General features: G+C 58.0%; 21 protein-coding genes. 9 read left to right on the plus strand and 12 right to left on the minus strand.

What is annotated here, in order from left to right:
• Positions 1 to 336 (plus strand): DUF1491 family protein, encoded by a 336-nt coding sequence (locus tag AC0V6V_RS08660; protein ID WP_486164995.1) that lies wholly within the window; start codon positions 1 to 3, stop codon positions 334 to 336.
• 204 nt (positions 337 to 540) lie between these two features.
• On the plus strand, positions 541 to 1203 hold the full coding sequence (locus tag AC0V6V_RS08665; protein ID WP_486164996.1) for a cell wall hydrolase: 663 nt from the start codon (positions 541 to 543) through the stop codon (positions 1201 to 1203).
• Positions 1204 to 1285: 82 nt separating this feature from the next.
• On the opposite strand, the gene xth is transcribed toward AC0V6V_RS08665, so the two are convergent.
• The 3 genes from xth to AC0V6V_RS08680 all read right to left on the minus strand — a co-directional run bounded on the left by xth (position 1286) and on the right by AC0V6V_RS08680 (position 2958).
• The gene (gene xth, locus AC0V6V_RS08670; RefSeq protein WP_486164997.1) at positions 1286 to 2095 is read right to left on the minus strand and encodes an exodeoxyribonuclease III; all 810 of its coding nucleotides are present in this window, start codon (positions 2093 to 2095) and stop codon (positions 1286 to 1288) included.
• Positions 2096 to 2133: 38 nt separating this feature from the next.
• On the minus strand, positions 2134 to 2463 hold the full coding sequence (gene erpA / locus AC0V6V_RS08675; protein WP_486137789.1) for an iron-sulfur cluster insertion protein ErpA: 330 nt from the start codon (positions 2461 to 2463) through the stop codon (positions 2134 to 2136).
• Positions 2464 to 2526: 63 nt separating this feature from the next.
• The gene (locus AC0V6V_RS08680; protein ID WP_486164998.1) at positions 2527 to 2958 is read right to left on the minus strand and encodes a CBS domain-containing protein; all 432 of its coding nucleotides are present in this window, start codon (positions 2956 to 2958) and stop codon (positions 2527 to 2529) included.
• A gap of 166 nt (positions 2959 to 3124) precedes the next feature.
• On the opposite strand from AC0V6V_RS08680, the gene AC0V6V_RS08685 reads away from it, so the two are divergent.
• Positions 3125 to 3439 carry a hypothetical protein gene (locus AC0V6V_RS08685; protein WP_472643777.1) on the plus strand — a complete coding sequence of 105 codons (315 nt, stop codon included), beginning with the start codon at positions 3125 to 3127 and terminating at the stop codon, positions 3437 to 3439.
• Between the two features lie 15 nt (positions 3440 to 3454).
• Here the strand turns inward: AC0V6V_RS08685 and AC0V6V_RS08690 are convergent, their stop codons facing one another.
• The 5 genes from AC0V6V_RS08690 to AC0V6V_RS08710 all read right to left on the minus strand — a co-directional run bounded on the left by AC0V6V_RS08690 (position 3455) and on the right by AC0V6V_RS08710 (position 8777).
• Positions 3455 to 3874, minus strand: a complete 420-nt coding sequence (locus AC0V6V_RS08690) for a (2Fe-2S) ferredoxin domain-containing protein (RefSeq protein ID WP_486164999.1) — start codon at positions 3872 to 3874, stop codon at positions 3455 to 3457.
• Complete coding sequence (locus AC0V6V_RS08695; RefSeq protein ID WP_486166296.1) at positions 3871 to 6042, minus strand: dipeptidyl-peptidase 5; 2172 nt, start codon at positions 6040 to 6042, stop codon at positions 3871 to 3873. The genes AC0V6V_RS08690 and AC0V6V_RS08695 overlap by 4 nt, the downstream gene beginning before the upstream one ends.
• A 75-nt stretch (positions 6043 to 6117) precedes the next feature.
• Complete coding sequence (locus AC0V6V_RS08700) at positions 6118 to 6624, minus strand: DUF2497 domain-containing protein (RefSeq protein ID WP_486165002.1); 507 nt, start codon at positions 6622 to 6624, stop codon at positions 6118 to 6120.
• Positions 6625 to 6692: 68 nt separating this feature from the next.
• Positions 6693 to 8156: a TolC family outer membrane protein gene (locus AC0V6V_RS08705; RefSeq protein ID WP_486166072.1), complete on the minus strand. Its 1464-nt coding sequence runs from the start codon at positions 8154 to 8156 to the stop codon at positions 6693 to 6695.
• 36 nt (positions 8157 to 8192) lie between these two features.
• Positions 8193 to 8777 (minus strand): protein-L-isoaspartate O-methyltransferase family protein, encoded by a 585-nt coding sequence (locus tag AC0V6V_RS08710; protein ID WP_486165003.1) that lies wholly within the window; start codon positions 8775 to 8777, stop codon positions 8193 to 8195.
• 145 nt (positions 8778 to 8922) lie between these two features.
• Between AC0V6V_RS08710 and fumC the strand changes: the two genes are divergently transcribed.
• The 3 genes from fumC (at position 8923) to AC0V6V_RS08725 (ending at position 12457) form a co-directional block, all read left to right on the plus strand.
• A complete protein-coding gene (fumC, locus tag AC0V6V_RS08715; RefSeq protein WP_486165004.1) occupies positions 8923 to 10350 on the plus strand; it encodes a class II fumarate hydratase in 1428 nt (475 codons plus the stop codon).
• Between the two features lie 129 nt (positions 10351 to 10479).
• Positions 10480 to 11709: a sensor histidine kinase gene (locus AC0V6V_RS08720; RefSeq protein ID WP_486165005.1), complete on the plus strand. Its 1230-nt coding sequence runs from the start codon at positions 10480 to 10482 to the stop codon at positions 11707 to 11709.
• The gene (locus AC0V6V_RS08725; RefSeq protein WP_486165006.1) at positions 11702 to 12457 is read left to right on the plus strand and encodes a LytR/AlgR family response regulator transcription factor; all 756 of its coding nucleotides are present in this window, start codon (positions 11702 to 11704) and stop codon (positions 12455 to 12457) included. Before AC0V6V_RS08720 ends, AC0V6V_RS08725 begins: the two co-directional genes overlap by 8 nt.
• Positions 12458 to 12606: 149 nt before the next feature.
• Here AC0V6V_RS08725 and AC0V6V_RS08730 read toward each other — a convergent pair whose 3' ends face one another.
• Positions 12607 to 12915 carry a UrcA family protein gene (locus tag AC0V6V_RS08730; RefSeq protein ID WP_486165007.1) on the minus strand — a complete coding sequence of 103 codons (309 nt, stop codon included), beginning with the start codon at positions 12913 to 12915 and terminating at the stop codon, positions 12607 to 12609.
• Positions 12916 to 13142: 227 nt separating this feature from the next.
• Here AC0V6V_RS08730 and AC0V6V_RS08735 point away from each other — a divergent pair, with 227 nt between their 5' ends.
• From AC0V6V_RS08735 to AC0V6V_RS08745, 3 genes are all read left to right on the plus strand, one after another.
• Positions 13143 to 13412 (plus strand): hypothetical protein, encoded by a 270-nt coding sequence (locus tag AC0V6V_RS08735; RefSeq protein WP_486166297.1) that lies wholly within the window; start codon positions 13143 to 13145, stop codon positions 13410 to 13412.
• 63 nt (positions 13413 to 13475) lie between these two features.
• Positions 13476 to 14231: a metallophosphoesterase family protein gene (locus AC0V6V_RS08740; RefSeq protein ID WP_486165009.1), complete on the plus strand. Its 756-nt coding sequence runs from the start codon at positions 13476 to 13478 to the stop codon at positions 14229 to 14231.
• Positions 14232 to 14363: 132 nt separating this feature from the next.
• Positions 14364 to 14564 carry a hypothetical protein gene (locus tag AC0V6V_RS08745; RefSeq protein ID WP_486137776.1) on the plus strand — a complete coding sequence of 67 codons (201 nt, stop codon included), beginning with the start codon at positions 14364 to 14366 and terminating at the stop codon, positions 14562 to 14564.
• A 123-nt stretch (positions 14565 to 14687) separates the two neighbouring features.
• On the opposite strand, the gene rpsI is transcribed toward AC0V6V_RS08745, so the two are convergent.
• The 3 genes from rpsI to AC0V6V_RS08760 form a co-directional block, all read right to left on the minus strand.
• Complete coding sequence (gene rpsI / locus AC0V6V_RS08750) at positions 14688 to 15269, minus strand: 30S ribosomal protein S9 (RefSeq protein WP_472640192.1); 582 nt, start codon at positions 15267 to 15269, stop codon at positions 14688 to 14690.
• Positions 15269 to 15748, minus strand: coding sequence for a 50S ribosomal protein L13 (gene rplM / locus AC0V6V_RS08755; RefSeq protein WP_472643793.1), 480 nt, complete (start codon positions 15746 to 15748; stop codon positions 15269 to 15271). The genes rpsI and rplM overlap by 1 nt, the downstream gene beginning before the upstream one ends.
• A gap of 238 nt (positions 15749 to 15986) precedes the next feature.
• Positions 15987 to 16709 (minus strand): hypothetical protein, encoded by a 723-nt coding sequence (locus tag AC0V6V_RS08760; protein WP_486166298.1) that lies wholly within the window; start codon positions 16707 to 16709, stop codon positions 15987 to 15989.
• Positions 16710 to 16729: the final 20 nt, after the last annotated feature.

Below are 16729 nucleotides of genomic sequence, written 5' to 3' on the forward strand. Positions count from 1 at the left end.
ATGGACGCGCGGCTGCCTGCCCACATCGAAATTACCGGTTTGATCCGCGCTGCCGAGGCGCAGGGCGGCACGGCAATGGTCCTTTCGAAGGGTGAAAGGGACGCTGGAACGATCCTCGTGGTAACCATGTATCGCGGTGAAAACGCAACACTTTATGAGCGGATGCCGCAGCTAGACGGGTCACGCTCTTTCGTTGCGACAAAGGTTCAAGACACTGAAAAACCTTATGAATTCACCGAATATCTGGATCGGCGAGGCGCGCAAGACCCCGATAATTGGATCTTGGAGGTGGACGTCGCGGACCCGGAACGCTTCGTCGCATCCAACCTCCATTAACTTGACATGGTTGCATCTGTGACTATTTGCCCGGATAGCTTCCAAGAGCGTAGGCGGTTTGACGCGGCGATACGGCCGGCAGACTAGCACGCAGACGGGGGGCAGCCGGTAGGCACACTAGACCCCTCTCTTAATCCGCGAACACACTCGCAACAGGTCTAAGCCTGCGTCGGAGCTTGCTCACCGCACAGAATGTGATTGTTCATGAGTCGTAAGACTTATTCTTTGAGTGCAGCCGCGATTGTCGCGATTGGCACCATCAGTTTCTCCAGCGCCGACATGTCCGGTGCTGTCGCTCAGGAAAGCGACGCCGAAGTGGTGTCCGTTCCTGAGGTCGCTGAGAGCAGCGATGCTGTCTTCATTTCGCAGGAGGTGGTTCAACCACTGGCCGCGGAAACACTGGAAGACGACGACAAAGCTTCTTTGATCCCTCAAGCGGCACCAACAGCGGACTCGTTGCGCCAGCTTGTCGGTCAAATCGATACCACTGGCACATTATCCGAAGAACTGCGCTGCCTCGCCGGCGCGGTATACTTTGAAGCGCGCGGTGAGCCCCTCGCTGGCCAGCTCGCCGTTGCAAAGGTTGTGATGAACCGCGCAGATGATCGCCGCTTCCCAGCAAGCTATTGCGGCGTTGTCTATCAGCGCGCGCAATTCTCCTTCGTAAAGGGCGGCCGGATGCCAAACATTCGCACCGGCACGGCGGCCTGGAAGCGCGCTAAGGCGATCGCTCAAATCGCGCATGATGCGATGTGGGAGTCCGAAGCGGACGATTCGCTCTATTTCCACGCGAAATATGTGCGCCCTTCATGGAGCCGCAAAAAGACGCAGCGCGCCTCGATCAACACCCACATTTTCTACCGGTAGTTTGATCTTCACAAGTTTAGCAGGCCCCCGCTGGAAACAGCGGGGGCTTTTGTTTTGGAGAACGCGGGTGGCTAGGACGAGGCTAAATTAAACTAGCCCAGACAGGCGCATGATCGCTGGCTTTCTCGCGCCCGCGATGTTCCTTATCGACGCCCACAGCACTTAGGCGATCGGCCATTTCCGGCGAGAGCAGGATATGGTCGATCCGGAAGCCATGGTCGCGCTGCCATGCGCCCGCTTGATAGTCCCAATAGGTCCACACGCCGCCGCGCGGATTGAGCGTGCGCACAGCGTCGGTCCAGCCATCGCCCAGCAATCTGGCATAGGCGGCGCGCGATTCCGGCTGCATTAGAGCATCGCTGGCCATTGCCTTGACCGCGAACACATCATCATCCTCTGGGATCACGTTGTAATCGCCCAGCACCGCCGCTGGCACTTCCTCGGCCCAGATTTCGCTCATGCGCGTGCGCAGTTTTTCCATCCATGCGAGTTTATAGTCGAATTTCGGCCCGGGCAGCGGATTGCCATTTGGCAGATAAATGCACACGATCCGGGTTGTATTCCCGTCCTTGTCCCTGATGTCGGCCTCAAGATAGCGCGATTGCTCGCCCTCACCTTCCTTTGGGCCATCAATGCCGAGGCCGCGCTGTATCTCTTTGGGCGGCTCATAGCCCGCTTTGCCATCGGTCAGGATAGCGACGCCATTGAAGCTCTTCTGGCCATGCCAGATCGCGTGATAGCCCAGCTCTTCAAACTCGCTGGCTGGAAAGCCTTCATCCTGGCTTTTGATCTCTTGCAGACAAGCCACAGACGGGCGCGTTTCAGCGAGCCATTCCTTTAGGCGCGGCAGGCGGGCTTTGATCCCGTTGATATTGTAGGTCGCGATTTTCATGAAAGCCGTAATGGCCCAAAGTGCCGCGCGGGTCTAACTCAAATCCCGAAGCTGGAGCCGCATCCGCATCCAGCCGCCGCATTGGGGTTTTCGACCTTAAATGCCGCTCCGCCCAGTGATTCAACAAAATCCACAACGCTGCCGCCGACAAGATCGAGGCTGACCGGATCCACCACCAGTTTCACGCCGTCGGTCTCGCTCACGCTGTCATCATTGTCAGGCGCATTGGCCAGATCAAACTTGTACTGAAAACCAGAGCACCCCCCACCCTCAACGGATAGGCGCAGAATAGCGGGCGCTTTCTGCTTTTGAGCGATCAGCGCAACGCGCTTCGCAGCAGAGGGTGTAAGTTTGAGTGTTTCGGCCATGATGCGTCTAATTTAGGCGGCCTTGCCCCATTCCTCAAGCACTACCGGGCACGTCGCACTGAATTAGCCGGTTTGAATATAGGTCCGCAGAGCCTCGGCCTCGTGCTCAACCTCGTCAATTTTGCTCTTCACCAGATCGCCGATGGAGATGAAGGCGCACAGCGCACCGTTGTCGATCACAGGGAAATGGCGAAACCGCCGCCGGGTCATTAGCGCGAGGGCATCGTCAATTGTCGTTGAGGGCTCAACCGTCACCGCGGGTGAGGTCATGATTTGTCCAACCGTTCTGGTGAGACAACTCGCACCCTCTTCCGCCATGCGGTAAATCACGTCTCTTTCAGACAGAATTCCTGCGACCGCGCCATTGTCGAGCACTGGCAAAGCGCCAATCTTCTTACCCGCCAGCATCGCCACCGCTTGCGAGACCGGCGTATCGACATTGCAGGCGATGATATCCGAAGAGGATCGGTTGGAGATGATTTTGGCGATGGTCATGTTGCGCGGCCTCCTGTGACGACTTGCAAAACATGCCACCTCAATCGCAAAAAAGCGAATCTGGCGAGTCACTTAGGGCGCAGAGCAGGCGTGAGGCGCCTCAAACAGCGTTCGGTTGCGCCGCAAGCCTATTGAATCCTCCCCGGCCCCGGCGCATGTGGAGGCAATGGTCAACAAATCCCCGCTCGACGATCCAGAAAACGCCGCTTACGCTTGGGCGCGCTATCGCCGCATCATGCGTTTGTTGATGGGGGTGACGATTGGTGTCGTAGTGATCGCGCTAGCGCTGTTGTATAAGTTCAACGGCGCGATTTCAGTCCATTTTTACATCGCGGTGGCGCTCGGCATCAGCTTCACGATGCTGCTCGGCGGCGGGCTGATGGGGTTGGTGTTCCTGTCCAATGGCACGGGGCACGACGAATCGGTCGATAACAAGCTGCCCGATCCTGATGAGCTGTGGGGCAAGCGCGACGAGGATTGAGCGCTTGCCTGCTGGCTAAACCGCGCGCGGTGCCGGCCTCAGGCGGAATTCTTCGACTGGCTCTCCGCCGATCAGATGCTGAGTGATGATCCGCTCCAATACGGCTGGCGAGCAGGAGTGGTACCAGACCTCATCCGGCCACACGACGGCAATTGGCCCATGGGAGCAAATCTGCAAACAATCAGCTTTGCTGCGCTGAACGCCGCCGCCCGGCCCGCGTGGATGCTCTGAGGGGCGTTTGGGCCCGATCAGGCCCAATTCCTTCATCCGCGTCTTAAGGAAGGTCCAGGCTTCCTCGCCTGCCTCTGGTGAGCAGCACTTTTGCTTCTCGCTGAGCGCACATAGGAAGATATGACGCTCTGTCTCTGCGCCATATTTCTTGGACAACGCGGTTTGCGCCGCGAGCAGGCTCAGTTCGTTGGGGCTTTCCGTCATTCTTTGACTGTCTCGACCTTCTGCACCAGCCATTGGTCTAGCCAATTGAACACGGTACCATGCCATTGCAGCGAGTTTTCCGCGCCCAGCACCCAGTGGTTCTCATCCGGGAACACCAGCAATTGCGATGGGATGCCGCGTTCCTGCAGCGCGGTGAAGCTCTGCAATCCTTGGCCGTACGGCACGCGGTAGTCTTTCTCACCCGTGATCACGAGCATCGGCGTTTTCCATTTGTCGACGTGATTGACGGGGTTCCAGCGCTCATAGGTTTCGCGCGCTTCGCTGTATGATCCGCCGAAATCCCAGCGGGGGAACCACAATTCTTCCGTTGAGTAATAGAAGCTGCGCATGTCGAACAGGCCGTCATGCTGGACCAGACAGCTGAAGCGATCTGGCCAATTTCCTGCGATCCAATTGACCATATAGCCGCCATAGCTCGCGCCCATGGCGCAGGCATTGCCGCCATCGATTTGACGATCGACTTTCAGCGCTGCTTCAAGGCCCAGTTGCAAGTCTTCCAGTGGTTTCCCACCCCAATCCTTGTTGATCGCATCCATGAAGTCCTGGCCGTATCCGGCAGAGCCGTGAAAATCGACCGAGATCACCGCGTAGCCCTGGCTTGCAAGAACGCGCGGGTTCCAGCGGCTGGACCATCCATCGCGGAATGTGCCCTGCGGGCCGCCGTGGATGTAGAGGATAGCCGGGATGGGGCCGGTTTGCTGCTCTAGCCGCGTGATCTGGCCCCAGACAGTCTCACCGCCAGCGCCGGGAAAGCTGAAACGCGTGGTCACCGTTGATGCCATCTTGCCGGTGCGGGTGGTGGCGACATCGGTCAGCGGCCGGGCCTGCCCATATCCGTCCGACAGGAACAATTCCGCAGGCGCGCCAATCGAATCGCGCGTGAACAGCAAACGGTTACCGGGCAGCGGCGTGACATTGCCGATATGCGCTTCATTGCCGGCCATCAGATCAAGCTTTTCGACCGCGCCGGTGTTTGGATCGATCTTGAACACGGGGGTGTCGAGAACATCGGCGGCGGTGGCCAGAATGGCTTTGCTGTCTGGCGTCCAGGACAGCCCGCCAAAGCTGCGATCATAGTCCTGAGTGAGTGCGCGGGTCTCGCCTGTCTTGAGATCGCGAAGATGCACTACCGTGCGATCAGATTCGTAGCCGGGCCGCGCCATGGCAACATAGGCCAGATATTTGCCATCAGGTGATGGCACTGGGCCGGTATCGACCGCTTGGTTTGCAGCGGTTAGCTCGCTTGGCGCTCCGCCCGAAAGGTCAGAGAAATAGATGTCGAGATCGGTCGAAGTGGGTTCTGTCGCGCCGCTCTCTCGGGCAACGAAATAAATGCCCGACCCGTCCGGCGCCCAGAAAATATCCTCGCCCCCGCCAAATGGCATGGTGGGCGTATTGCCGGTGAGGCCGGTCTCCGGATCAACACCGTCAATCGGAACGCCGCCGATGACCCGCCCACGGTGGATATCGAATACGAACACGCGGTTATAAGTGCCCGGCGTCGACCAAGTGTCCCAATGGCGGAAGAACCCGCCATCGTCCTCGTAGAGCCTTCCCGTTCCCGGTCCGGGCAGATGGGCTTCACCATCGCCTTCGCAGCCAAATGTCGGACAATCACGAGCGATTGGTGCCCACAGCGCGATCCGGTCGCCGTCGGGCGACAGTTTGAAGCCGTGAATATCGGCGAGCGGCATGTCGGCGACCAAACTCGGGCCAGTGACATTGCCATCGGCCTCTAGTGCGACCTTCCATACGCGGCTGCGCTCTTCCTGGCTTTCGTCTGTGTGCTCAGAGGAGAGAAAATAGAGGTTGTCGTCGGAGCCGAAGGCGAGTGAATTGGCCGAGAGCCCTAGGTCCAGAGAAACAGGAGCCTTGCCCGGCTCTTTCAGGTCTAGCAGGTAGAGGCTTGGCGTGCGCTCAAAACTCTTAGGATCGGTCCGAGTGACCTGATAAATCGCAAAGCGCCCATCATTCGTCACGATAGGCCCGCCAAGACGCGGCGTGGAGATTAAGTCCTCCGCCGACATCGGAGTGGTCTCCACTCCCGGAATGACCTTAGCATGGTCATCAGCGGCGGCGGGCGAATGCGTGAAGAGAGCGATGCAAAGCGCAGCGAAAGCGGCGCTGCTGGGCATGAATTTCGTCATGGACACGGGGCCTAACGCCTCGCTTCGTCTCTGGCTAGAGTTTCGCGCGCGGCGAAGCTCGCGCAGACGCACAAATTAGCCGCGCTTGCCAGCGATCCGGGCGATTTCAGCTTGGACTAGCTTCTCCACGATACCGGGCAGGTTTTTCTCAAGCCATTCGGCCAGCATTGGACGCATCAGATCGCGGGTCAGCCCCTCGAGTGAGGTCTCGCCAGAGCGAACGATCTGCGGCTGAGCGCCGGGCTCCGCCAGCATGGCCAAGGCTTCCAAATTTTCGCGCATTGCGCCGCGCACCGCCTCATTGGTCAGCTGCGGATCGTGGTCTTCGCTTTGGCTGGCGCTCAGCAGAAACTCACCATCGTCGCTCACCTGATCATCGGCATCCACGTCTTCGGCAAATTCCATTTCCGCCAGGTCGAGCACTTCGTCAGCGTCTTCAGCGACAATGGCTGTATCCGCGCGTTCGGCCTCTTCCTGACGCCGACGGCGCGCTTCCAGCGCACCTTCGCGGTTATCGCGGGCGATCACCTTCTTGATTGATTCGAGGATTTCCTCGACCGAAGCTTCGTTATCTTGCGCCATTTTGTGCTCGTAGCTCGCTGATACTGTTAACTAAGTTTCAGACGCAGTTACGGATAGTTAGCCGCGTGTCAATTGACTTCGTCTGAATCCAATGTGGGGCCGATTGTCGCGTCAGCCGCCGGAATGTCAACGGTTCTGGTCGAATTTGGCGAAGGTTCTGGGTCGCGATCAAAGTCCCAAATCTTACCGCGCACCCGCTCATAGTTAACTTGCGGGTCGTAAAGCACGCCGCCGGTATCCAGGTTAAGGTCACGCGCTTCGGCCTGCCCCATCAAGGCGAGTAGGGAGAAGCCAGCGACATAGGCATTGCGCCGCGCGGTCACCAATTGCGCCCGGGCAGAGAGCAATTCCTGCTCTGCATTGAGCACATCAAGGATCGAGCGATTGCCGATCGAATTTTCCGCTTTCACGCCTTCGAGGCTGAGCTCAGCGGCCTCTACGGCCACTTGCGAGCTTTCGATCACCGCATTGGCGGCCTGCCAATTGGAATAGGTTGAGCGGGTTTCCTGAATGACGCTGCGTTCAGAGGCGATCACCGCCTCTAAGGCCGATGTCTCGCGTGCGCCCGCTTGGCGTTGCCGTGCGGCGGTCTGTCCGCCCTGAAAAATCGGGATCGTCACGCGGACGCCGACATTCGCGGTTTTCTCACTCTGCGAGAAGTCGGATGAAACCGGCCCGCCGAGTGTTCCGAAGAAATCGCTGTAATCGCCATTGGCGAACAGGCCCACGGTGGGAAGACGCCCGGCCCCAGCAACCTCTGTGTCGTATCCGGCGGCTTCAGCGCGTTCTTTTGCGGCGATCAGATTGGGGTTGTTCTCAAGCGAGACTACGATCGCCTCGCCAACATTTTTGGGCAGGCCGGGCAGCGGCGGCGGCGCCATCAGCCTGCCGGGCGCTTTGCCAACCAATTGCAAATAGACCTCGCGCGCGGAAATGACATTGGCCTCGGCCAGTCTCAGATCACCCTCGGCCAGAGCCAGCCGCGATTGCGATTGCGCCACATCAGTGCGGGTCAGATCGCCGATCTCAAAACGGTCGCTGGTCGCCTCGAGATTGATGCGCAGCACTTCGACCTGATTGGCGCTGAGCGCAACTAGAGTCTCTGTCCGCAGCACATCCATGTAGGCGGCAACGACCTGGCTGAACACGGTGCTTTCGGTGTTTCGCAAAGTGGCTTGGCCAGCGGCCACGCGCTCTTTGGCGGCGCGCACCGCATTGCGCACAGCTCCGCCGGAATAGACTGGGACGAGCAATGCCGCATTGACGCCAAGGTTGCGTTCCGGCGCGGTGAAAGAGTTGGCGGAGCGGCGCACAAACTCGATATGCGTCGCTGTTACTGTCGCGGTGGGCAATCCGTTGGCGCGATTGATTGGCACGTCTTCATCGGTCGCGCGCTGATCAGCGCGTGCGCCTTGCAGCGTGGGATTGGTGTTATAGGCTTCTACCAAAGCATCGCGTAGCGTATCCGCCTGAGCAGGCGCAGCTATCGCGCCGGCAGCGAGCGCCGCAGCAATACTGGCCAGAGAGCTCATTCGGCGGATGTTTGGCAGACGCGCGCGGGTCATGCGTTAAAAGCTCCAGCTTTTCGCTTGGTCAAATTCGTGCAGGATCGGGATCCCGATATCGTGCACCGCTTGCAAGGTGACTGCACCAGCCACTTTGCGGCCCGATGCGATGCGGGTGATGCCGTTCTCAACGATACCGGTGACGATCCGGCCGTTTTCCGCGAGGCGTTTCGCAAGCCCATCCGGCAAATGCTCAATCGCGCCATCGACCACGATCAGCGAGAATGTCTTGCGCGAATTCTTGGCCAAAGCCTCTTCGGCGGTGATTTGCTGAACGCTAGCTACCAGCGGCCCGATTAGCTCCGCAAAATATTGCGTTCCGCCTTCGACCACCAAAACGCTGTCGTCCTTGGTCGGTGCGGCCTCGGTCAGCATCATCCCATGCACCACTGGCGATGAGAGATAGCGGCCATCGCCCAGCGGTACGGCGCGGTCCATATAGGCAATGGGACGTGCTTCAGTCGGCACGAAATTCTCACGAGGCACCGCATTCATGCGCGCCAGCACATATTCTTCATTCACGCCGCTGGTCCGCAGCTGACTGTCAATCATAGCCTTGCGGGCGACAGGTGCATTTAACTCAGTCATATTCACTCCACGAGAGCTGTATTACTCCAGCAATACAGCGCGTCAAGACGTTTAGCTGTTCGCACCGCTAGCGCCAAGGGCTTTGACGTTCACGATTAGCAGTGCTTATGGGAGCCTAAAATAGACCGAATGGAGTATGTCTTCGATGAGCGACGTTAAAAATATGGGTGCAGTAGGTGAAGGCGCGGTGCGCATTGAGACCGATTCGCTCGGCGAGGTCTCTGTTCCGGCTGACAGCCATTGGGGCGCGCAAACCCAGCGCAGCCTCGCAAACTTCGCAATTGGCGATGAGATTATGCCTGCGCCGTTGGTAAAAGCGCTGGGCATTCAGAAGAAATCCTCAGCGCTCGCCAATATGGAGCTGGGCGTGCTCGATGCGAAACTGGGCGAGGCGATCGTCGCGGCGGCTAATGAGGTGATCGACGGCACTTTGGCCGATCAATTCCCGCTATCCGTATGGCAAACTGGCTCTGGCACCCAGAGCAATATGAACGCCAATGAAGTGATCGCCAGCCGCGCGAACCAAATCCTGACCGGCCAGCATGGCGGCAAAGAGCCAGTTCACCCCAATGACCATTGCAACATGGGCCAATCCTCAAACGATACCTTCCCCACGGCAATGCATATTGCCGCGGCGAGCGAAACGGTGGAGCAGCTGATCCCGGCGCTCGGAGCGCTTCACACTGCGCTTGACGCCAAGGCTCAGGCATTCGCGGATATCGTCAAGATTGGCCGCACACACTTGCAGGATGCGACCCCGCTGACCTTGGGTCAGGAGTTCTCGGGCTACGCGAAACAGGTTGAATATGGCATCGCCCGGCTCGAAAACGCTCTGCCGCGCGTGTTGGAGCTCGCCCAAGGCGGGACTGCTGTGGGGACTGGCATCAATTCCAAGGTCGGCTTTGCTGAGAAATTCGCGGCTCATGCAGCGAAACTGACGGGTCATGATTTTGTAACCGCAGCGAACAAGTTTGAAGCTCTGGCGGCGCATGATGCGCTGGTGGAGCTCTCTGGTGCGCTGAATTCAATCGGCGTCAGCCTGATGAAAATCGCCAATGACATCCGTCTGCTCGGCTCTGGTCCGCGCAGCGGCCTTGGCGAAATTGCCCTGCCAGCGAATGAGCCAGGCTCTTCGATCATGCCGGGCAAGGTCAATCCGACTCAGTGCGAGGCGCTGACCATGGTCTGCGCTCAGGTGATGGGCAATCACACGACGGTAAGCATCGCGGGATCGAACGGGCATTTGGAGCTCAATGTCTTCAAGCCTGTGATGATCTACAATGTGCTGCAATCGATCCGCCTGCTGGCCGATTCGGCGCGGAGCTTCACCGACAATTGTGTGACCGGGATCACCGCGAATACTGACCGGATCGATAAGCTGATGAACGAGAGCCTGATGCTCGTCACCGCGCTCAACCCGCATATCGGCTATGACAATGCGGCCAAAATCGCGAAAAAGGCTCATGCTGATGGCACGACTCTAAAGGAGGCAGGCATGGAACTTGGCCTGCTCACCGAAGAGCAATTTACGCAGTGGATCGTGCCTGCGGAAATGATCAAGCCAAAGGCATAGGCGCAGGAATTCTGGGGCAAATGCTGGTCTGAACGGGTGATACGCTGAGATCGGCATTCGACCAATGCATGATCATGTCCGACGAGAAATTGGCCATGCTTTCCCGCGCGCGCTATCTGCTGAAGTCCAATGATTATCTCGAAAACCTCTGAAAAGCGGCCAACCGTGCCTTTCCGCATGGTGCTGCTGTCGATGATCGTGATGTGGGCGACTTATTTCGTCCTCATCACCATGCGCAGCTTCGTCATGGACTACGAACTGCAAATTGAAATGGCGTGGCGACGCGGCATCGTGACTATGGTGGGCATTGCCTTGACGATTGCCCTGTGGGGCATGCTGCGCCTGTTTGATCATAAAGCAGTATGGCTCAAGGTGATGGCGGCAATCATCCTTGCGGTCCCGGTCGCGCTGGCGATTGGCAAGACAAATCAGCTCGTCTTTCAGGATATGCGAGAGGTAGAAGAGCAAAAATACGCCGAAAAGAATGGTATCAATCTGCGCCGCGATGAGGCGGGCAATCTGCTGGTTGATGTGCCCGTGACACGTGCAGCGCCAGATGATGCGAATGGCGCCGATACAATCCTCGATTCTGAAAGCGTTATTCTGGTGCCTGCGCAAACCAGCGCGGACGTGTGGAAGGACGTGTTCGATATCGCGCTGGGCCGCTATTTTCTGCTGCTCGCATGGGCGTCGCTCTATTTCGCTATTCTAGCGGGCTATCAGGCGCGGGCAGCGGAGCGGCGCGGGCAGGAATTCAGGTCCGCTGCAGAGGCGGCCGAGCTGCGATCTCTGCGCTATCAGGTGAACCCGCATTTCCTGTTCAACACGCTAAACTCGCTGTCCGCGCTGGTGATGACCGGCAAGGCTGAGCGGGCAGAGCGGATGATCCAGACCATGTCGCGATTTTATCGCCACAGCCTAGCGGATGAGCCAACTTCTGACGTTCAGCTAAGGGACGAATTTGACCTCCAGCAGCTCTATCTCGACATTGAAGCGGTGCGCTTCCCAGAGCGGTTGGTCTGCAATTTTGACCTCCCCGATGATCTGGCGGATGCGCGCGTGCCGGGCATGATCCTGCAGCCTCTGGTTGAAAATTCGGTCAAATATGCGGTGTCCGCCGTAAACCGGCCGGTCACCATTACCGTCAAAGCGCGCGAAGAGTTTGATCGGTTGGTCGTAACAGTCAGCGATGATGGACCCGGCGTTCCTGAAAATGCCAGCCACGGCTTCGGCATCGGTCTTGCCAATGTGCGCGACCGGTTGGAGGCACGCTTCGGTTCAGATATTGTTCTAAGCTCAAGCCCTATTGAGGGCGGATACAAGACAGAACTGCGGATACCCCTGACCAAAAATGGCTGACACCGAAGAAACCAGCGGTGCCTTGCGCACCCTCATTGTCGATGATGAGCCTCTTGCGGTTGAGCGCATTCAGGTGATTTGCGCTGAACTTGGTTCGATCAATGTGGTTGGCACGGCCAGCGATGGTGCTGCGGCCTTGCGGCTGGTAGAGGCGCTGACCCCGGATTTGATCTTGCTCGATATGACCATGCCAGAGCTCGACGGCCTTGGGGTCGCCAAGAAGCTCGGCAAAATGAAAAATCCGCCTGCGGTTATCTTTGTGACGGCGCATGATGACTTTGCGGTCGAGGCTTTTGACCTCGAGGCGATTGATTATGTTCTGAAACCGGTTTCGGCTGACCGCCTGGGCCGCGCGATTGAGCGCGCGGTAGCCCGCCACGGCGAGACGGGTAAGAAGACCAGCAAATGGCTCGATGAGCTGTGGGTGCCGCATCGCTCCGAATTGCTGCGCGTCGCGGTTAGCGAAGTGCATCAGATCGATGCTGAGCGCGATTATGTGCGGCTTCACATCGGCACTGACGAAGCGCCGCAGTCTTACCTTTTGCTCCAAACTATCGCCGGGCTTGAAAAGCGGTTGGATCCCGATGAATTCATCCGCATTCACCGCTCGACCATTTTGCGGCGCGATAACATTCGCGGCCTGCGCCATGATGGTTTGGGAGTTTGGTCTGCCGAGCTGCAGAACGGCGACGCCTTGCGGATTGGCCGGACGTATCTTTCGAAAGTGAAGGGTATGGCGGGGCGCTAAGGTGCTTTTCGCGTGATGCAGAAGTGATTCTGGGCAGCGCTTGTTTCGATACTAAAAGACGACCCGAACCCTGGGACTGGATAGGGTCCGAGCCGTCATCTATGGACCTGAATTCAGGCTCATAGGGGTCTTGCCATGGCGTTTGCGGATCAACCGCCGCGTTGCTGCGCTTCCACCAGAGTAGCGACTTGCTGTTCGGCGCTTTTCATCGCCTTGGCATAGCAACGCTTGCTTTCCATTGATGGGATCCGCGAGCCGGAACGGCGCTTATTCACTTCACAAATGCTTTGCGCGGCTTTCCGCACGCGGCGATCGAGCTGTTTTTGGCCTTCCGGGGTGCCAAGATTGATATCTGCAGTTGCGATTTCAACGCTTGGAACATCAGTGGGGCCAGCGAGAGCGGGGGTTGATACGACTGCAAGGCCAAGGGCCGCAGTGGTCAAAGTAGTCTTCAGCATAGTTTCCTCCATTTGCAAGAAGCGGCTCGGTTCGAGCGGGGGTTCGAATGGGGGTGCCGAAACCGCCCTTGCACAATCAGAAATAGGAGAAGCGAGGCGCTTGGTCATTCGATGCTCGTTCGCCGCAGAATGCCGCTCGACTGGTGCGGCGTGGTCCAGACAGATGGGATAAACTGCCCGACGAATGACCCTTTCCAGCAGACCAGCGTTTGCGCCATAGTGCCGCTATGCTGCCTGTGATCATCATTTTTGCCCTTGGCGTGGGAAATTTCGCTTTGCATCAGGCTGTGCTGCAAAGTGGCCACCCAATGCTGGGGCAAATGCCGTGGTTTGTGCATATGCTCGGCGGAAAGCTGACGCTTGCGACCGAATTTATGGTTTTGCTCGCCGCGATGATGCTGGCCGCGAATGGCTGGCCCGCGCTCGTCTGGGTCTATCTAGGGTATAGCGGCCTCAATGCGCTGGCGGCGTGGTTGATTCTGTCGGATCAGATCTAAGGGGCAGGCCAAAGACAGATTGGACTTGCGCTTTTGCCGCAATGCCGCTTGTCATTTTGGACTATGGCGACGCGGCTCTTTCATATCAGCGATGTGCACTTTGGCGTTGAGGATCGTGCTGCGCTCAGCGCAGTTGCCGCTGCGGTAGAGCAAGAGCGCCCCGATGCGGTTATTTGCACAGGCGATTTGACCCAGCGGGCCAAGCATAGCGAATATGCCGCTGCGGCGCAGTGGTTTGGTTCACTTGGCGTGCCAACAGTGCTGCAAGCCGGCAATCACGACATGCCGTATTATAATTTGTGGGAGCGTTTTACCGATCCCTATGGGCGCTATCGCGCGCTGAATGATCAGGCTGGCGCACAGCTCAAGTCCGATGATGTTGTGCTTGTTCCTCTGGTCTCCACTGTGCGCGCGCAGCCGCGATTTCCCTGGTCGGACGGATTTGTGCGTAAGCCGGCCTTGGCCCGCACTGTGGCGCAACTCGAAGAGTTAAAAGGCGATCCGCGCACAAAGATTGTGATGTGTCACCATCCCCTGCTTGGGCCAGAAGGTGCAAGCGCGAATCCGACTATCGGCGGTGAAGAGGCCTTTGCAGCAATTGCCTCTGCCGGTGCGCATGCCGTGATATCGGGGCATGTGCACACGCCGTTTGACGAGGTGCGTTCTCGCGGTGGGCATTCGATGCGGATGATCGGTATTGGCACGCTCTCGACCCGCCTGCGGCACGGGGCACCCCCTTGCTATCAGGTGCTGGAATGCAAGCCGGGCGGGTCAATTGCGGTGGAATTGCGTGTTGTTGGTGATCCGCCACCAGCCTAATCGAACGCTTTGCTTGGTTTTGCCAATGAGCAGCTTGGAAACCAGATGTTAGGCATATCTCGCTAATCCCTCGCCGAACCGCAGATTTGCGGCACTATGGATCGTATGTGATTTGGCTGAGGAGTGGTGGTCATGAATGCTATCAAAGCGATGATTTTGGGCGGCGTGCTGACTTATGTTGTTGCGTTGGTGATTGGCTCACAAGGGACCAGTGGGGGCTTTCTGGCCATCCACAATATGCGCATGGGCGATTATGCCGTCCTGTGGTCATGGCCGCTGTTCTTGGCCGGCACTGGTCTCGCGTGGGCGATGACGCTGCTGCAACCAGAATAAGTGATTGCTGATAGGCGGCTTGAAACAATCGCTGCCTTACCAACCTTCATACAGCACAAAGAAAAAGGGCGGCCTTCCCATCGGAGAGCCGCCCTTTTCGTATTCGGTTCGCAGTGAAAGCGATTAGCGTTTCGAGAACTGGAAGCTCCGGCGGGCTTTCGCGCGGCCATACTTCTTACGCTCAACCACGCGGCTGTCGCGGGTGAGGAAGCCGGCAGCTTTCACCGTGGAGCGCAGCGCAGGCTCATATTTGGTCAAAGCCTGACTGATGCCGTGCTTCACCGCACCAGCTTGGCCGGACAGGCCGCCGCCGCGAACGGTAGCAACGATGTCATACTGGCCTTCACGTTCAGTGATTGAAAACGGCTGGTTGATGATCAGGCGCAAGGTCGGACGTGCAAAATACACTTCCTGCTCGCGGCCATTGATCGTGACCTTGCCTGTGCCTGGCTTCAGCCAGACGCGGGCAACCGCGTCTTTACGGCGACCAGTGGCATAAGCGCGGCCATATTGGTCAAGCTCTTGCTCGCGCAGAGGCGCTGCCGGATTTTGAGCGATTTCCGCAGCATCGGCTGCAGGCGCATCACCAGCGATGTCTTTCAGATCTGCAAGATCAGACACGGTTTCCGTCGCGGTTTCAGTTGCTGGCGTTTCAGTCGCAGCTTCTGGCGCGGTTTCGGTTTCGGTGTTCTTTTCGTCGGCCATTATGCAGAGACCTTATTCTTGCGGTTCAGGGATGCCACGTCGAGCACAGCTGGGTTTTGCCCATCATGTGGGTGCTCGGTGCCGTTGTAGAGGTGCAGCGCACGCATTTGCGCACGGCCCAACGGGCCACGCGGGATCATACGCTCGACAGCTTTTTCAAGCACGCGCTCAGGAAAGCGACCTTCCAGAATTTTGTTCGGGGTCGTTTCTTTAATGCCGCCAGGGTGGCCGGTGTGCTTGTAATAGATCTTGTTGGCCATCTTGTTGCCGGTGAATTTCACCTTGTCGGCATTGATGACGATCACGTGATCGCCGCAGTCAACGTGCGGAGTGTAGCTCGGCTTGTGCTTGCCGCGCAGGATATTGGCGATGAGAGAAGCAACACGGCCAACGACCAGTCCTTCGCCATCAATAATATGCCATTTCTTATCGACCTCGGCCGGTTTGATCGACCGGGTCTGCTTGCTGAGCGCCTTCATGGGCTTTTCCTTAAACCTTAGGCCGCCATTCGGAAGAAAAGAGGCCTGAAAAATCAAAACAGCCGGGCGTTTGGGCCGCGGCTGCGAATCGAAAGGCACGCCTTGCAGCGCATCTCCATCGATATGAGGCGCGATTTGTCGCTAAGACGGCTCGAAGTCAAGCAAAACCGGGCGCTTCAAGGGAGGTAAAATAATACCGCTGTAACTTTGCGTCGGCTGAGAAGGGCTTGGCCGCATGCTAAGCGTTCAGTGCCCAGGTCTCGTTGGAGCGGCGCTCATCATCGCCAATACGGGTGATTATCTGCCGTTCGGCATGCGCAAGCCAGCGCTCGCCCGGTGCGCAGCGGGCCAAAAAGCTAAATTCAAACTCGCCTTGCGAACCATCGGGCAGATTGACTGGCTTTATCGAATGAACCTTTTCTTCGCTGGGATAGAACAGATCGCGCGGCATTTGTGCAAGCAAGGTGCCGCCTGCCTGCTGCAATTGCGCCAGATGCGCCATGCGCTGCGCCTGCTGCGTAGCGGAGCTGCTGGTCCGCTTGATCATCGATTCGGCCTCTTTGATCGCCGCATCCATATCTTCCTGCTTGGTTGATATCCCGGCTGCTAGGATTTCTCCGGCCTCGCCCAGCATAATGGGAAACATGCTGTCGGTTGAGCGCGCTTCTTCTATCGCGGCGAGTCGAGCCAGCTGCTGCGGTGCATCGACCTTCGCGAATATCTGCTGGCCATTAATCACAATGCCGCGGCCTTGCGGGGCAAAGTCCACCAACCATTCACGGGTTACGGTCAGCATTCGACTATCGCGCAGTTCGCGCTCAATTCGCCGCATGAGCCGCATGGAATTTGCTGGGACTGTTAGGCGGCCTGCTGCCATCGCCGGCAGACTAAACGCGGACGCCCCCACCACACACGCTCCAAGCGCCGAGCCTAAAGCGGTCCGGCGAGTAAAATTAGTCATGATCCCCCGTCCTAAGTCGT

It is taken from the genome of Erythrobacter sp. S249 (assembly GCF_057364975.1).

Bases quoted from the DNA above. Each gene is read 5' to 3' on its own strand.
- AC0V6V_RS08730 (WP_486165007.1), bottom strand. From the start codon at position 12,915: ATGCTGAAGACTACTTTGACCACTGCGGCCCTTGGCCTTGCAGTCGTA.
- AC0V6V_RS08695 (WP_486166296.1), bottom strand. From the start codon at position 6,042: ATGACGAAATTCATGCCCAGCAGCGCCGCTTTCGCTGCGCTTTGCATC.
- rpsI (WP_472640192.1), bottom strand. From the start codon at position 15,269: ATGGCCGACGAAAAGAACACCGAAACCGAAACCGCGCCAGAAGCTGCG.
- AC0V6V_RS08745 (WP_486137776.1), top strand. From the start codon at position 14,364: ATGAATGCTATCAAAGCGATGATTTTGGGCGGCGTGCTGACTTATGTT.
- erpA (WP_486137789.1), bottom strand. From the start codon at position 2,463: ATGGCCGAAACACTCAAACTTACACCCTCTGCTGCGAAGCGCGTTGCG.
- AC0V6V_RS08660 (WP_486164995.1), top strand. From the start codon at position 1: ATGGACGCGCGGCTGCCTGCCCACATCGAAATTACCGGTTTGATCCGC.
- xth (WP_486164997.1), bottom strand. From the start codon at position 2,095: ATGAAAATCGCGACCTACAATATCAACGGGATCAAAGCCCGCCTGCCG.
- rplM (WP_472643793.1), bottom strand. From the start codon at position 15,748: ATGAAGGCGCTCAGCAAGCAGACCCGGTCGATCAAACCGGCCGAGGTC.
- AC0V6V_RS08690 (WP_486164999.1), bottom strand. From the start codon at position 3,874: ATGACGGAAAGCCCCAACGAACTGAGCCTGCTCGCGGCGCAAACCGCG.
- AC0V6V_RS08705 (WP_486166072.1), bottom strand. From the start codon at position 8,156: ATGAGCTCTCTGGCCAGTATTGCTGCGGCGCTCGCTGCCGGCGCGATA.
- AC0V6V_RS08725 (WP_486165006.1), top strand. From the start codon at position 11,702: ATGGCTGACACCGAAGAAACCAGCGGTGCCTTGCGCACCCTCATTGTC.
- AC0V6V_RS08735 (WP_486166297.1), top strand. From the start codon at position 13,143: ATGCTGCCTGTGATCATCATTTTTGCCCTTGGCGTGGGAAATTTCGCT.
- AC0V6V_RS08740 (WP_486165009.1), top strand. From the start codon at position 13,476: ATGGCGACGCGGCTCTTTCATATCAGCGATGTGCACTTTGGCGTTGAG.
- AC0V6V_RS08700 (WP_486165002.1), bottom strand. From the start codon at position 6,624: ATGGCGCAAGATAACGAAGCTTCGGTCGAGGAAATCCTCGAATCAATC.
- AC0V6V_RS08720 (WP_486165005.1), top strand. From the start codon at position 10,480: ATGATTATCTCGAAAACCTCTGAAAAGCGGCCAACCGTGCCTTTCCGC.
- AC0V6V_RS08760 (WP_486166298.1), bottom strand. From the start codon at position 16,709: ATGACTAATTTTACTCGCCGGACCGCTTTAGGCTCGGCGCTTGGAGCG.
- AC0V6V_RS08665 (WP_486164996.1), top strand. From the start codon at position 541: ATGAGTCGTAAGACTTATTCTTTGAGTGCAGCCGCGATTGTCGCGATT.
- AC0V6V_RS08685 (WP_472643777.1), top strand. From the start codon at position 3,125: ATGGTCAACAAATCCCCGCTCGACGATCCAGAAAACGCCGCTTACGCT.
- AC0V6V_RS08680 (WP_486164998.1), bottom strand. From the start codon at position 2,958: ATGACCATCGCCAAAATCATCTCCAACCGATCCTCTTCGGATATCATC.
- AC0V6V_RS08710 (WP_486165003.1), bottom strand. From the start codon at position 8,777: ATGACTGAGTTAAATGCACCTGTCGCCCGCAAGGCTATGATTGACAGT.
- fumC (WP_486165004.1), top strand. From the start codon at position 8,923: ATGAGCGACGTTAAAAATATGGGTGCAGTAGGTGAAGGCGCGGTGCGC.